This window comes from Xylanibacillus composti (genome assembly GCF_018403685.1).
Taxonomy (GTDB): Bacteria; Bacillota; Bacilli; order Paenibacillales; family K13; genus Xylanibacillus; species Xylanibacillus composti.
Map to the genome: position 1 here is coordinate 1 of NZ_BOVK01000021.1, position 14,255 is coordinate 14,255.

Genomic DNA, 14,255 nt, shown 5'->3' on the forward strand with positions numbered 1-14,255 from the left:
TTGATGCCAGCTAACGCCTCTTGCGCTACCTTGTACCGCACCTCTTTGAACGCATTGTTACGCTGTCTCATTTCCTCAGCCCCCTAATTTATATGGTACCTTATTTCCCTAGGTATTCTCCAACTTAATTAGGGGGCTTGATAGTTAGAATTTTTTTGTCGCCCAAAATAGCGAAATAGTGCTTCTGACTTCCGTTAGCGGGGCAGGCGATTGCTGAACGCCCAGTTTCTCGCCTCTAGTAAAGTGGGGAAGGGATGGTGGCGGCCAGACCGGAGGCCCCGCAAGCATGGCGAAGCTTCCCGTTCAGCTGAGGTTCGTTAGGCGCTGCGATGCTATCTTGTTCAGCTGCGGTTCTGCTAGGCGCTGCGATGCTATCTTGTTCAGCTGCGGTTCTGCTAAGTGCTGCGATGCTGTCTTGGTGAGCCAAGCTGCCGTTTCGCCGCTGCGGCGATCAGCACGGCCTGCATGCCAAACTTACAACCATCGCCCTTCATTGCCCGGCTTTCCTGTACTGATTCGGAGAAACGCCCACGAGCTTGCGGAATACCTTGCTGAAATACTTCTCGTCGGTGTAGCCGACCATCTCCGCGATTTGGGCCACCTTGAGGGCAGGGTTTTTCAGCAGCAACTTGGCATGTTCCATGCGGACGCGGCCGATGTATTCGCTGATATTTTCTCCTGTTTCCTGCTTGAATTTGCGCGAGATATATTCCCGGCTCAAGTAAAAATGGCTGGAGATATCCTGCAGCGTAATTTCCTGGCTATAGTGTGTATCGATATAGCGGGCGATTTCACGTATGACGTTCTTGCCCCCGGTATTTCGTTCCGCCCAATACTGCGCAATTTGCATCAGCCGTTCCGCCAGTGTCCGCTTCCACAGCGCGGATGAGAACCGCCTGTCCTCGTCGAACGGCCAAGGGGCTTTCGGAAGCTCGGGAGGCTTGACCGCGCTTTCTCCCGCTTCCGCCGGATCGGCGAACGGCGGCTGATGCAGGAACTGGGCCTCCAGCTGCTCCAGCTGCGCCATCCATTGCTCCAACTGTCCGAAGGGAATGCGGGCATAAGCGTCCACGGCTGCCACCCACTTGTCCGCCGCAGCTTCGATCTCTTCCAGGCTTGCGCTTTGCAGCGCCAGCCTGAACGATTCCTCGAAGGCGAAGGGCTGTACCCAATCCTCGGCAGACCAGCCGTCGGCATGGAACCAGCATACGTGCGGCCCCTTGTCCCGGATATTGCGCTGCCGCAGCGCTTGTCTGGCTTCCTCGTAGGACTGAAATACGCCGTCCGGGAAGCTGCACGCCAGGCCGATGCCTGTGTCGAACCGCGCCTGCAGCGTCAGGTAAAATCCATGCTGCATGCGGCGCAGCTGCCGGTCGAGTCCATCAGCCAAGCTGCCCTGGCTGCCGCCTTCCCCCCAATAGAACAGCAGCAGCTCCTGTTCGCTGCCCCAGTAGCGGCAGGCATATCCGCTATTCTCCTCACGGAGCAGCTCATTGCAAATGTTCGTCAGCGTAAAGCACAGCAATTCCGGCTGGCCTTGGTACTTGCGGGCAACAGCTTCGTCCAGCAGCGCCAGGCTGATAACCGCCACGTGGCACGATTGTCCCTTCCTGACCTGGAACTCGCTCTCTAAGGCGTGCATGACGGACGGTGGCTGATGCGGATCGTGGATCAGACTGGAGAACAGCTTGTCCCAATAAGCCGGCTTGAACTGGTTCATCTGGATGCTTTGCCGCACCAGCTGCTTGCGGCTCGATTCATCGGCTTCCCAGGCTTGCTTGGCCTTGGCGAGCGCGGCGGCCAGCTCGTCCGGATCAATCGGCTTCAGGATGTAATCGAGCCCGCCGTGCTTCATCGTGCTGCGCACCAGCTGGAAATCATCGTAGCCGCTGACGACGATTCGCTTGAGGTCATTGGCATGCTCCTCCATCCAGGCGAGCAGATCGATCCCTCCTTTGATCGGCATCATCATATCCGTCACGACAATCTCGGGCCGATGCGCCTCAATCAGCTGAATGGCTTCCTCGCCATTCGTCGCCTCGTAGACATGCCGGATGCCGAAGGCTTCCCAATCGACAAGCAGCCGGATCGCGTCCCGGACGTGCTGTTCATCATCAACAATCAGAATGTTCATGCCTGTACTCCTTTCACAGGGATGCGCAGCTCTACACGAAAGCCTCGCTCCTCCCCGGCGGTAACTTTCATCTCGGCCAGTTCTCCGTAATACAGCTTCAGCCTCGCCTGCACATTGCTCAGCCCGATGCTGTCCTGCTCTTCCAGCAATACTTGCGGAGGGAGGGCGAGCAGCTTCTGCAGCTGCTGCAGCCGCTCGGGCGCAACGCCGGCCCCGTTGTCTTCGACGGTCAAGACGAGCGATTCTCCGGCAAGCCGGGCTGCCATTCGCAACTCGCCAAGTCCCTCCTGCTGATCGAAGCCGTGCTTAAAGTAATTTTCAATCAAGGGCTGCAGCACCATCTTCGGCACCTTGACGGCGAGCGCCGCCTCATCCATCGCCGCCTGCACGTTCAGCTTCTCGCCGAAGCGCTGCTGCTGCAGATCCAGATAAGATTTGGCATGGTTCCATTCCGCCGACAGCGGGACAATCGTCTCGCTGGTATTCATGCTGTAGCGCATCATTTTGGCCAGAGCGTGAATCAGGCTGTACACCTTCGAGGCGCCGTGCTGCAGGGCAAGCGTCCCGATCGACTGCAGCGCATTGTTGAGGAAGTGGGGATTGATCTGCGCCTGCATCGCCCGCAGCTGATTGTTCTTATTGGCAATTTCCAGCTTGTATTCGCGGTTGATCAACTGATTGATCTTCCCGACCATATCGTTGAACCGTCGTGCCAGCAGCCCGATCTCATCCTGTCCCTGCACCCCGATATCGACATTGAAATTGCCCGTTTGCACCTTGTTGATCGAATGAATGAGCCGCTTGATCGGCTTGGCGAACTGAAAGGAAATGATGAGCGTGGCGATAATGACGACCACTAGAAAGCAAGCGACGATATACGTATTGATCTTCGTAATCGCCTGCGCCCCTTCGTACAAGTAATCGTAGGGGAGCTGCTTGACAATAAGCCAGTCGGCATACTGGGTCTGCATCGAATCGTACACGATAATGCCGGAGAAGCTGTCCTGCTTCCATTCGAAGTGGCCGCGCGGCGAGCGGTCGTCCAGCAGCTTCGCGGACCAGGCCGTCTCCAGTTGTCCGCCGATCTGAGCGGCATCGTCTGCATACACGATTGTGCCGTCCCGATTGAGGATATACAGGCTTTCCTTCGGCGACTGCACCAGCTGGCGGGCGATGGCGAACAGCTCATCGGTGCGGATATCCATGGACAGCCTGGCCAGCACCTCATCCTGCGGCGTTCGTATGATCGGGCGGTGGAGGGTGAACACTTGCCGCTTGGGCACATAGCTCGTCCAATCCAAACGGTAATTCGTGCTCTCATGCGCAGGCTCCACGTACGGAAGCGGATCGGTGGCAGCAGGCGCCAGCGTCGGGTTGTCCTGCGGTTGAATGTCCCGGCGGAAGAGCCCCCTCGCCAGCAAATACGATATGCGCTGCTCGCCGTATATCTCCAGATGAATCTGGTGGACTTCCTTCGTCTGCTGGAACATATTCAGCAGGTGTGTATATAGGTGCGTGCGGTTGTCCAGGTCGAACTGCTCCGCGTCGATGCCGGATGCGGCGCCTTTTTCGATGATGGCATATAAGGAGGTAGGCGTGTTCAGGGAATTGTAAGCGCTTAAGGAAATGCGGTTAATGGTATTCGTATAGTTCAAAATATTGCTTGTGCCGAGCGACAGCAGATTGGCGTTCTCGCTAATCGACTTCTGCGTGACCGACCGTTTGATATACCAATCCGAGACAAGCATCGAAGTGGCAATGGGGATAATGGTGGCAGCAAGCAGCAGGGCCATCAGTTTCTTGCGAATGCTGGTTCTGAACATGTGTGTCTCCTCCCCTGTGAGAGATCAATATATTCCACCTACCTCATCATATCTATCGGTGTTCGGAAACACAACCGCCTTTTATAGTAAAAGTACCCTGGCACAATAGCGAAAATGAAGAAAGGGGAACAGCTATGCTCACACAGAGAAAAAGATCGGAATGGCTGAGGCAGGCCGTTTTTGTCGGGCCGGGACTGCTGTGCTTCAGCGTCATTGTGTTTATTCCTTTTTTGCTGGGATTCTATTATTCGTTCACCGAATGGAACGGACTGGATCTGGATAAGGCGAAATGGATCGGATGGAGCAACTTTGAGCGCATCTTCACGAACGACGAGAAGTTTTGGGCGGCATTCTGGTTCACGGTGCGCTTCACAGTAACGACCGTCGTGCTGGCTAATGTGCTGGCCTTCTTCCTGGCGCTCATGCTGATCCAGCCATTGAAGTCGCGGGGGCTGCTGCGCACGGTTTTCTTCCTGCCGAATGTAATCGGCGGCATCTTGCTTGGTTTCATCTGGCAGTTCATCTTCACGAGGGGGTTCAATACGATCGGCAAGCTGACAGGGTGGCCCCTGTTCGAGCTGCCTTGGCTGGGAACGCCCAGTACGGGATTTTGGGGACTGGTCATCGTCTTCGTCTGGCAGACGGCCGGTTATATGATGGTCATCTATATCGCGGCGCTGGTTGGTGTGCCGAAGGACCTCCTGGAGGCGGCCAAGATCGACGGGGCAAGCTACTGGCAGTCGGTGCGCCGGGTGCTCGTTCCGCTCATTATGCCAGCGATCACCGTATGCCTGTTCCTGACAGTCTCGAACGCCTTCAAGATGTTCGACTTGAACCTGTCGCTGACGAAGGGCGGACCGGGCACCTCGACCCAGTCGCTCGCTTACAACATCTATGCCGAGGCGCTGGTCAATAACCGGTACGGACTCGGCACAGCCAAGGCGATGCTGTTCTTCCTCGCCGTGTCGCTGATTACGGTGACGCAGGTGTGGTTCACGAAGCGCAAGGAGGTGGAAGCCTGATGATGGAGACGAAGCAGCCTTATTCGATCCGCTTGTTCGGCATCGAGCTTTCGGCTGGACTGCTGGCGCTGCTCTTTTTGGCGCCGTTCTATTTCGTCATTGTCAACTCGCTCAAGACACTCGGCGAAATTATCGTCGATGCGGCCTCCCTGCCGGTCACGTACCATTTCGCCAACTACGCCAAGGTATGGTCGATCATTGAGTTCCCCAAGGTATTGTGGAATTCGTTCCTGATCACGGGCCTGAGCGTAGCCGGGATTGTTATGTTGTCCTCGATGACGGCCTATCAGCTGGTGCGGCGGCCGACCTGGTTCAACAACGTGCTGTTTGTCCTGTTCATCTCCTCGATGATCATCCCGTTCCAGTCGGTGATGCTGCAGCTGGTGCGGGTGACCAGCCTGCTGGAACTTAGGGGCAACCTGATCGGAATCGTGGTATGCTATCTCGGCTTCGGCATTGCGCTGTCGATGTTTTTGTTCCATGGCTTTATCAAGAACGTGCCGCTTGAAATTGAGGAGGCAGCCGTTGTCGACGGCTGTTCGCCATATGGTGTGTTCTGGAAAATCGTATTTCCGCTGCTGCGCCCGATCATGGTCACGGTGATGATTTTGAACAGCCTATGGATTTGGAACGATTATTTGCTTCCGGTGCTCATTATCGGCTCCAATCGCGAGCTGACAACGATTCCTCTTGCGATCACGAAGTTCTTCGGGCAATATACGAAGCAGTGGGATTTGGCGCTGGCCGGGTTGACGCTTGGCGTGACGCCGATTATTGCGTTTTTCCTGCTGCTGCAAAAGCACATTATCGAAGGCATTACGGCTGGCTCGGTGAAAGGCTAAGCGTACCGGGGGCTTGTACAGGATGCCCCTGTCGGTGGAAAAAAGGGCGCGTGCCGCTGCGGACGTTGGCGATGTGGCGTGCCCTAGGCGCTGGCAACGGATTGGTTGTGCATAGTAGTAGCGGCATCAATATGTTACACCTTTTTTGTCAAAAATGTGAGTTTTTCTCGGTAATGTTACTATTTTATGATGAGCTTGTAAAAGAAATCACACATGCATATGGGGAGGTCAACCGATGAAAAGATGGTCGATCATGCTGCTGGCAGCCGTTCTTGTGCTCGTGATGGCGGCATGCAGCGGCAGCAATGGAGCGAATGGCGGAGGAAGCGGGGGCAATCAGGCGGATGCCGGGAACGACGAGGCACCGAAGAAGGATGTCACGATCAAGATGTTCCAGTTCAAGGTCGAGATCGCCGATGCGCTGAATCAGATGGCGGCGGAATATGAGCAGGAGACCGGCGTGAAGGTTATTGTGGAAACGCACGGCGGCGGTGAAGATTACAATGCGCTGCTGAAGGCGGAGATTGCGTCCGGGTCTGAGCCGGAAATTTTCAACTCCGAAGGATTTGCCGCTTTGGAGGCGTACTATGACCGGGCGGAAGATCTGTCGGGCGAGTCTTGGGCGAAGGACGTGATTCCTTCCGCTGCGGCCCCGGCCCAGGTGGACGGCAAGCTGCTCGGCATGCCAATGAATATTGAAGGCTACGGCATCAATTACAACAAAGAGCTGTTCCAGCAAGCAGGCATTGAGGAGCTTCCGACTACGCTGTCGGAGCTGGAGGAAGTAGCGCAGAAGCTTGAGGCGGCAGGCATTACGCCGTTCGCCACGACGAATGAATGGTGGTCAATCGGCCAGCACACGATCAACATCGGTCTGGCGGAGCAAGCGGACCCGGTTGCTTTCATCGAAGATACGAAGAGCGGCGACGCTTCCTTCGTCGGCAACGAGGTGTTCGAGAAGTGGATCAACTATGTCGATCTCGTGTTCAAGTACAGCCAGTCCGACAAGCTGACGACCGATTACGCGACACAGGTCGCACTGTTCGCAACTGGTCAGGCGGCGATGATTCAGCAGGGCAACTGGATTCAGGGCGACATCGACAAGGTCGCGCAGCTGGATATCGGCGTGATGCCGATCCCGATTGACGACAGCGGCAATGCGCGGATCTATACAGGTCCGGCGAACTTCTGGATCGTCAACAGCAAGTCCAAGCATCCGGAGGAGGCCAAGGCGTTCCTGGAGTGGATGGTCACTTCCGAGACAGGCAAGCGCTACTTGACGGAGGAATTCCAATTCATTCCGGCGCTGACGACAATCGAGGCGAACTCAGAGGACATCGGCCAACTAGGCGAAGGCGTATCCCAGCTTGCCGCTAACGCAGGCGGCTGGCATTGGGGCCGCTATCCGGACGGCATCATCCAGGGCTGGGGCGCGGCCATGCAGGAATATCAAGGCGGCACGATCGGCAAGGAGGAGTTGTTCGAGAAGTTCGACAAGGCGATCCAGGACATCGTCCAGCGGTAAGAGCGCGGTCGTGGATATGGACCGCTGTAGATCGCAATTTGCGGCAGCAAGCAACGCAAGCCTCCCAAAATTTCGGTTTTGGGGGGCTTGCTGTGTTGTCGGCGGCCAGGCAGGGAGGTGGCAGACCGCAATAGGGAGGCAGTTCACCGCCCACCGTTGGTTTGACGGGGGGCGTTTTGCGGTGCGGCAAGGAGTTTAGGGAGGAGGCTGCAGTTCGATCAGGCTATCCGGCTAGGCAAACCGGCTAGGATCGGCTAGGCAAACCGGCTAACGGAAGCCAGAGACGTTATTTTGCCGAATTAGCCCTGTTTGAAATTGTAACGGAAGTGAGCGACGCTATTAGGGCTAAATCTGCTGAAAAGTACGGCACAGCCCCGCAATAAGGTCTACTGGTTCCGTTAGAAATTCAGAAGCGCAGATTTTGGCTGATTAAGGTCTCTCACTTCCGTTACAGTTCACACGCTCATGCGCCGAACTCGCTGTTTGCTCACCGAACATACCGGATGCGCCGAACTCGCTGTGAGCTCACCGAACATACCGGATGCGCCGAATTCGCTGTAAGCTCACCGGACATACTGGATGCGCCAAACTCGCTGTAAGCTCACCGAACATGTTGGATGCGCCAAACCCGCTGTAAGCGCACCGGACATACCGGATGCGCCGAACTCATACCTAGCGCGGGCCAGACTCTCTGTCTGAGCAGTTCGGCATATGTGATCGCTCCATTCTCACACTGGCAAGCTGATTCCTCCGCAGGGCGAGTCTTTCTACATTGCTGCATGAACAAAAATATGGTAATGTAGGATTACAATTTCGGTGTGAAGCACATACCGCTTTGATGGGTAAGGCTCGTTTGGAGTCGTTATGCGTCAGGGCGGTTTTTTGTTTGCTCGCGACCAAGCAAATGAGGTGAGAGGGATGGGGTTGTTCGAGGATACGTATGAGAAATGGCTTGCCGATCATGTAGAGGGAGAATCCAATCGTAGAAGAAGGGAATTGTTGAGAAAAGGGCTGGGGCATGGTACTGTAGAGTTTTTGCGTTCAATCTGGTTTCCTGTCTTCGGCAATCTGGATCACTTGTACCCCGAATATGAAGTGAGAGACTTCAATAACGGCTATCGCTATTTGGACTTGGCTTTTATGCCGGGCAGCGCTAAGGGGTGTATCGAGATACAGGGATATCGTTCACATGCGCGGGATGTGGATGCCAGCCGATTCAAGGATTTGTGCATGAAGCATGCTCTGCTCGCATTGGACGATTGGTTGTTTCTTCCTGTGGCCTATTTGTCCATACAAGAGGATCCCAGTGTCTGCAAACAGTTGGTCTTGTCTTTTGCCGGGAAGCTGCTCTCGATGGAAACTCCTGCAGCTTTGAATTGGGCTGAAGCGGAAACGGTGCGGTTCGCCCGCAGGCTTATGCGCCCATTCGATTCCCGCGAGCTTGCCGCGCATCTTAGGAAAACGGAGCGCTACGCAAGAAGTGTGCTGCATGATTTGGTGCATAGTCAGCATCTGATTGTATCCAGCGGGACACAACGTTATCGCACCTTTCAAGTGCCGGAGGTGGATTCAGTACATCCAACCAGACGCAGCCGATGATGGAACGTGGAAAACAAACCCGAGGAGCTGTAACGGAACTCACGGACGTTATTAGGTGGAAAAGTGGCGGATAGAAATTGTAACGGAAGTGAGCGACGCTATTGGGGCTAAATCTGCTGAAAAGTACGGCACAACCCCGAAATAAGGTCTGCTGGTTCCGTTAGAAATTCAGAAGCGCAGATTTTGGCTGATTAAGGTCTCTCACTTCCGTTACAAGTCCAGCTAGAGGGAGGCGGCTTTGGCATCGAGGCTGTCTGAACAGTCGCAGTGGCCGCCTTCGCTTTGGGGCAGGTGATACATACTGCTGACGGAGTGGTGGGAGATTCGCCGCGTGCCTAGGGGACAGTGTTGGCCAAATGCTAATTCATTGCAGCGAAGGATATCGAGTCAGGGAGCAGGGCGGTATCATGGGAATAGGTCGTCGAGTTAGAGAAGCAGGCGACGGCGCAGTGCAATGGGGCAGCATGCCGTAAGGAAGCAACAACATAGCTGATCCCGCGATAGCGTAACTGGTTGGGATTAAGCATACTGCGCTTTGCTATCGCGGGATGATGCGTTTAGCGGCGGGTGTGGGTTGTTCTGCGTCTGCGTTTGCTGCTACGGCGGCGTCTGCGTCTGCGGCGTCTCGGGCGGTCGAAGTCGTAGTCGTCATCGGCGTCGTTCGTGGCGGCCTTGGGCAGGAAGGAGCCGGCCAACAGCTTGAGCATCGGACCCATCTGCTGAAAGGTCTGCATCATCTTGTTGAGCTTAGTGACGGTATTCATGATGCCGTCGATGCCGCCGAGCCGATCAATCATCTGCTTCATCTCGCCGAGATTGAAGTTGCCCAGTCCGCCGCCTGAACCGCCGCCCGCTCCGCCGCCGAATCCCCCGAATCCGCCTCCTGCAGGAGGCTGGCCGCCAAATCCGCCTCCACCCAGGAACTGGCCGGTGTTCTGTTGCGGCGGCAAGTAGGACTGCTGCGAATAAGGGGGCTCTTGCGGGCCGAACAGGGCCTTTGTCTTGGCTTTGGCGGCAGGATCCACATACTTTGGCGTTTGTCGATTTCCATGGTATTTGTTCATAGGTCACTATCCTTTGTTTTTTTCTACACTCTATGTATTCGTCTACGGGCGGGTATGGACGTTTGTCACGAGTCGGGCTGCAAAACGGGCAGGCGCACATGTTTCCATGTTTTATCCCTGTAAAGCGGGAGCTTTTTAACGTTTGAAGCTTTTAGCCAAATAAAGTATGATAATAGGAAGAAATCATGAACACGAGCAGGAAAGTCGGGGGATGAACAGGATGCAGCTTAAGAAATTGAATGACAAAACTGTGGACCAATTGTTTGAAGCTATTTTGACATTGAAGGACGTGGAAGAGGCGTATGTGTTCTTCGACGATTTGTGCACCGTCAATGAAATCCAGTCGCTTGCTCAGCGTCTCGAAGTAGCCCGCATGCTGCGCAAAGGCAATACGTATAATCAGATTGAAGCGGAGACGGGGGCCAGCACGGCCACAATCTCGCGAGTGAAGCGCTGCTTGAATTACGGCAACGACGGATATAAACTGGCATTAGAACGCTTGAACCGATAATCAGCCAAGCCATACAGGAGGGATTTAGATGGGCAGGACAGGGATTCTTGTCATCAGTCACGGCTCACGCGATCCCCGGTGGGTCGCCATGGTGGATGACGCTGTGGCGAAGGTGGTCCTTCCTGAGAATACGGTGATCATATCTGCTTTTCTGGAGATCGTCGAGGGACGGCTCATTCAAGACGGCATCAATCGGCTGGAGGAGCTGGGCGTACAGATGATCGTGGCGGTGCCGCTGTTCATGTCTTCTGGCAGCACGCACGTTGACGAAATCGCCTATGCGCTCGGCGTTCAAGAGGAGGCCCGTACAGATACCGATCTCGAGCGATTTCGGGTTCGGGTCCCGATTCGCATGGTGCCGCCCATGGATGATGATCCGGAAGTGCTGCAGATGCTCGGGGATCGCATACAGACGCTTTCCGTTCAACCGGCTCGCGAGCTGTTGGTGCTGGTGGGGCACGGCAGCAGGGAGCCGGGTTTTTATACCGCCTACCGAAATGGACTGACGCGATTGGCTCAGGCCCTTCAAGCAACGGGAGGCTTCGCCCAAAGCGGATTCGCCTTGCTTCTGCCGGATCAGCTGGCTTGCAAGCTCTCTGCCTGGCAGCGCAAGTACCCGGAACTTCGGCCTGTCGTCGTGCCGGTTTTTCTAAGTGAGGGATATTTCACGAAACATGTCATCCCGGAGCGAATGAAGGGATACACTATCCTATACAACGGCAAAGCGCTGCTGCCTCATCCGGTAGCCAGCCGGTGGCTGGAGAGGCGGATAGCCGATGCTCTGAATGAAGGAAGCGAGGCCTTGTGAACAACGGCAATGCGTGGAAGGAAGAACAGCTCTTGGTTCGAATTGGCAGCCACACCGTACAGAAAAAGCCTATTAAGCGAGCTCGTCTGATCTACAACCCGACCTCGGGACGGGAGGAGATGAAGCGGCGCTTGTCCGACATCCTGACCCGTCTGGAGCAGGGCGGGCTGGAAACGTCCTGCCATGCCACAATCGGGGCTGGCGATGCAACATTGGCCGCTGCCGAGGCAATTGACCGCGGCTTCGACCTGATCATTGCCGCTGGCGGCGACGGCACATTGAATGAGGTCATCAGCGGCATGGCCGTGAAGGACCAGCGGCCGCCGCTCGGTATTTTGCCGCTGGGCACAACGAATGACTTCGCCCGCGCGCTCGGCATTCCGCGCCAGTGGGAGCAGGCGTGCGACATTATTGTGCGCCAGCAGACCCGGCCTATCGATATCGGGAGGATGAACGAACGCTTCTTCATTAATATAGCCGGCGGCGGATCAATGACCGAGCTTACTTATGAGGTGCCGAGCAAGCTCAAGACCATGCTGGGGCAGCTTGCCTATTACATGAAAGGCATTGAGAAGCTGCCGCGCTTCCGTCCGATCCACTTGGCTATTCGTACCGATGAGGGCGAGATGGAGGGGGAATTCATGCTTTTCCTTATCGCCAACTCCAATTCGGTCGGAGGCTTCGAGAAGTTGGCGCCGCAGGCGCATATGGACGACGGCTTGTTCGACGTGCTGCTGCTGAAGCGCTGCAACCTGGCGGACTTTATCCGAATTGCGACAGCGGCACTGCGCGGGGAACATATTGCGGATTCCCATGTCGTGTATTTCCAGACGCGGCACATTGAAGTGATGTCGGAGGATTATACACAGCTAAACCTGGACGGCGAATATGGCGGCACGCTGCCCTGCCGCTGCACGATATTGCCTTCGCATTTGCAGGTGTTTCATGATGCAGAGGGGCTTTACAAAGGGAAATTGAAAAATGGAGCGAAAGCAAACGATGAGCAAACAGAAGGCGACACGCACACAATCGAAGAATAAGCGAGGCGAGCGCGTGGCTGGCAGGGCAGATCGCCAGCAGGAAGCGCGCTCAAAGGAGAGGGCGGCGTCGGCTGCGGGGAAGGCCTGCTTTTTGTCCGGCCTCCCGGTTCGCAAGAACGATGAAGTCGTCGCCGACATTGTCGGGATTGGCCATAATGGAGAAGGCGTAGGGCGCTATCAAGGCTTTACGTTGTTCATCCCCGGCGCGTTGCCCGGCGAGAAGGCGCTGGCGCGGGTCGTGAAGCTGAAGAAGCAGTTTGGCTACGGCAAGCTGCTGGAGGTTGTGGAGGCGAGCCCGGACAGGGTGGCGCCTCCTTGTTCCATTTACAGCCAGTGCGGCGGCTGCCAGCTTCAGCATCTTGATTACGAGGCGCAGCTGCGGGTGAAGCGGCAGCTGGTCGTGGATAATTTGGAGAGAATCGGCAAGCTGTCGGTGATGGGCGGTGCAGGGCGAAATGCTGAGGATGATCCTTCTGCGCATGCAAGTGACGCTGCAGGCGGGGAAGCAGCCGAAAGGGGTTCCGAAGGCGGGCTTCCTGAGCGTGATGCTCATATTGCTGTTCCTGAGCGTGGTGCACATATTGAGGCTCCTGAGCGAAATGCACATAACGAAGCACTTAAGCAAGACAAGGACAAGCCTGCGTCAGATGCTCATAAGGAACCTCCTGTGTCAGATGCTCATGAGGAAATTCCTGAGACAGACGTTCATAAGAACCTTCCTGAGCGAAATGCACATATGGCTGCAGCGGGTTCGGCAGAGCCGGCAGCGAATGGGAGACAGTCCGCTCCCGGCGTACATGTCCACCCTACAATCGGCATGGCCGATCCGTGGCGCTACCGGAATAAGGCGCAGGTGCCGATCGGAGAGCAGGAGGGCGGTTTGGTCGGCGGTTTCTATGCCCAGGGGAGCCATCGCATTATCGACATGGCAGAGTGCATGATTCAGCATGAGCAGAACGATCAGGTCGTGGCGAAGGTGAAGCACATCGCGGAGGAGCTCGGCATCCGTGCATACGATGAGCAGACAGGCCGCGGCTTGCTGCGCCACGTCGTGGCGAAGTATGGATTCGCTACAGGCGAAATCATGATCGTGCTGATCACAAATGGTGCGAACATTCCGAAGCGGGATGAACTGATTGGACTGCTGCGCCGGGATGTGCCCGGTGTCGTCAGCATCTGCCAGAACATCAATACGGACAAGACCAATGTCATCTTCGGCCCCGAGACCCGGGTGCTATGGGGCAGTGAGACGATTCGCGATGCCATCGGCAACGTGCAGTTTCTGATCTCGGCGCGTTCCTTCTATCAGGTGAACCCGGTGCAGACGGAAATCCTGTACAACAAAGCGCTGGAATATGCGCAGCTGACAGGAGAGGAAACGGTGATCGATGCATACTGCGGTATCGGCACGATTTCCTTGTTCCTCGCGAAGCGCGCCAAGGAAGTGTACGGCGTGGAAATCGTAGAGGATGCAATCGCCGATGCGCGCCGCAATGCGGAGCTGAACGATATCCGCAACGTGACGTTCCAGACCGGTCCGGCTGAGGAAGTCATCCCCGCTTGGCGGGAGCAGGGCATCCAGCCGGATGTGATCGTCGTCGACCCGCCGCGCAAGGGCTGCGACGAAGCGCTGCTCGACACGATTCTCGCCATGCGCCCCGCGCGCGTCGTCTACGTATCGTGCAACCCGTCTACACTGGCTCGCGATCTCCGTGTGCTGGAGGATGGCGGCTACCGCACTGTCGAGGTGCAGCCGGTGGATATGTTCCCGCATACGGTGCATGTGGAGTGCGTAATAGGAATATGTCGAGACGATACGTAGAAGTGCTGAATTATCAGTATTCTGCAAAGTATGCTTCGTTTACGACTAATGGAAAGGACTACAGG

At 55.9% G+C, this 14,255-nt stretch carries 11 protein-coding genes; 8 read left to right on the top strand and 3 right to left on the bottom strand.

The window, feature by feature from the left end:
- Positions 1-490: 490 nt before the first annotated feature.
- A complete protein-coding gene (locus XYCOK13_RS08555; RefSeq protein WP_213411704.1) occupies positions 491-2,134 on the bottom strand; it encodes a response regulator in 1,644 nt (547 codons plus the stop codon).
- The gene (locus XYCOK13_RS08560) at positions 2,131-3,957 is read right to left on the bottom strand and encodes a sensor histidine kinase (protein WP_213411706.1); all 1,827 of its coding nucleotides are present in this window, start codon (positions 3,955-3,957) and stop codon (positions 2,131-2,133) included. Before XYCOK13_RS08560 ends, XYCOK13_RS08555 begins: the two co-directional genes overlap by 4 nt.
- 134 nt (positions 3,958-4,091) lie before the next feature.
- On the opposite strand from XYCOK13_RS08560, the gene XYCOK13_RS08565 reads away from it, so the two are divergent.
- The 4 genes from XYCOK13_RS08565 to XYCOK13_RS08580 all read left to right on the top strand — a co-directional run bounded on the left by XYCOK13_RS08565 (position 4,092) and on the right by XYCOK13_RS08580 (position 8,945).
- Complete coding sequence (locus XYCOK13_RS08565) at positions 4,092-4,979, top strand: carbohydrate ABC transporter permease (protein ID WP_213411707.1); 888 nt, start codon at positions 4,092-4,094, stop codon at positions 4,977-4,979.
- Positions 4,980-4,981: 2 nt separating this feature from the next.
- A complete protein-coding gene (locus tag XYCOK13_RS08570; protein WP_213411744.1) occupies positions 4,982-5,821 on the top strand; it encodes a carbohydrate ABC transporter permease in 840 nt (279 codons plus the stop codon).
- 235 nt (positions 5,822-6,056) lie between these two features.
- Positions 6,057-7,346: an ABC transporter substrate-binding protein gene (locus XYCOK13_RS08575; protein ID WP_213411708.1), complete on the top strand. Its 1,290-nt coding sequence runs from the start codon at positions 6,057-6,059 to the stop codon at positions 7,344-7,346.
- 918 nt (positions 7,347-8,264) lie between these two features.
- A complete protein-coding gene (locus XYCOK13_RS08580; protein WP_213411710.1) occupies positions 8,265-8,945 on the top strand; it encodes a transcriptional regulator in 681 nt (226 codons plus the stop codon).
- 557 nt (positions 8,946-9,502) lie between these two features.
- On the opposite strand, the gene XYCOK13_RS08585 is transcribed toward XYCOK13_RS08580, so the two are convergent.
- Complete coding sequence (locus XYCOK13_RS08585) at positions 9,503-10,009, bottom strand: tyrosine protein kinase (protein ID WP_213411711.1); 507 nt, start codon at positions 10,007-10,009, stop codon at positions 9,503-9,505.
- Positions 10,010-10,229: 220 nt separating this feature from the next.
- On the opposite strand from XYCOK13_RS08585, the gene XYCOK13_RS08590 reads away from it, so the two are divergent.
- From XYCOK13_RS08590 to rlmD, 4 genes are all read left to right on the top strand, one after another.
- On the top strand, positions 10,230-10,520 hold the full coding sequence (locus XYCOK13_RS08590) for a YerC/YecD family TrpR-related protein (RefSeq protein WP_213411745.1): 291 nt from the start codon (positions 10,230-10,232) through the stop codon (positions 10,518-10,520).
- A 28-nt stretch (positions 10,521-10,548) separates the two neighbouring features.
- On the top strand, positions 10,549-11,328 hold the full coding sequence (locus XYCOK13_RS08595; protein ID WP_213411712.1) for a sirohydrochlorin chelatase: 780 nt from the start codon (positions 10,549-10,551) through the stop codon (positions 11,326-11,328).
- Between the two features lie 119 nt (positions 11,329-11,447).
- A complete protein-coding gene (locus tag XYCOK13_RS08600; RefSeq protein WP_244865078.1) occupies positions 11,448-12,368 on the top strand; it encodes a diacylglycerol kinase in 921 nt (306 codons plus the stop codon).
- Complete coding sequence (gene rlmD, locus XYCOK13_RS08605; protein ID WP_213411714.1) at positions 12,310-14,190, top strand: 23S rRNA (uracil(1939)-C(5))-methyltransferase RlmD; 1,881 nt, start codon at positions 12,310-12,312, stop codon at positions 14,188-14,190. The genes XYCOK13_RS08600 and rlmD overlap by 59 nt, the downstream gene beginning before the upstream one ends.
- Positions 14,191-14,255 lie beyond the last annotated feature (65 nt).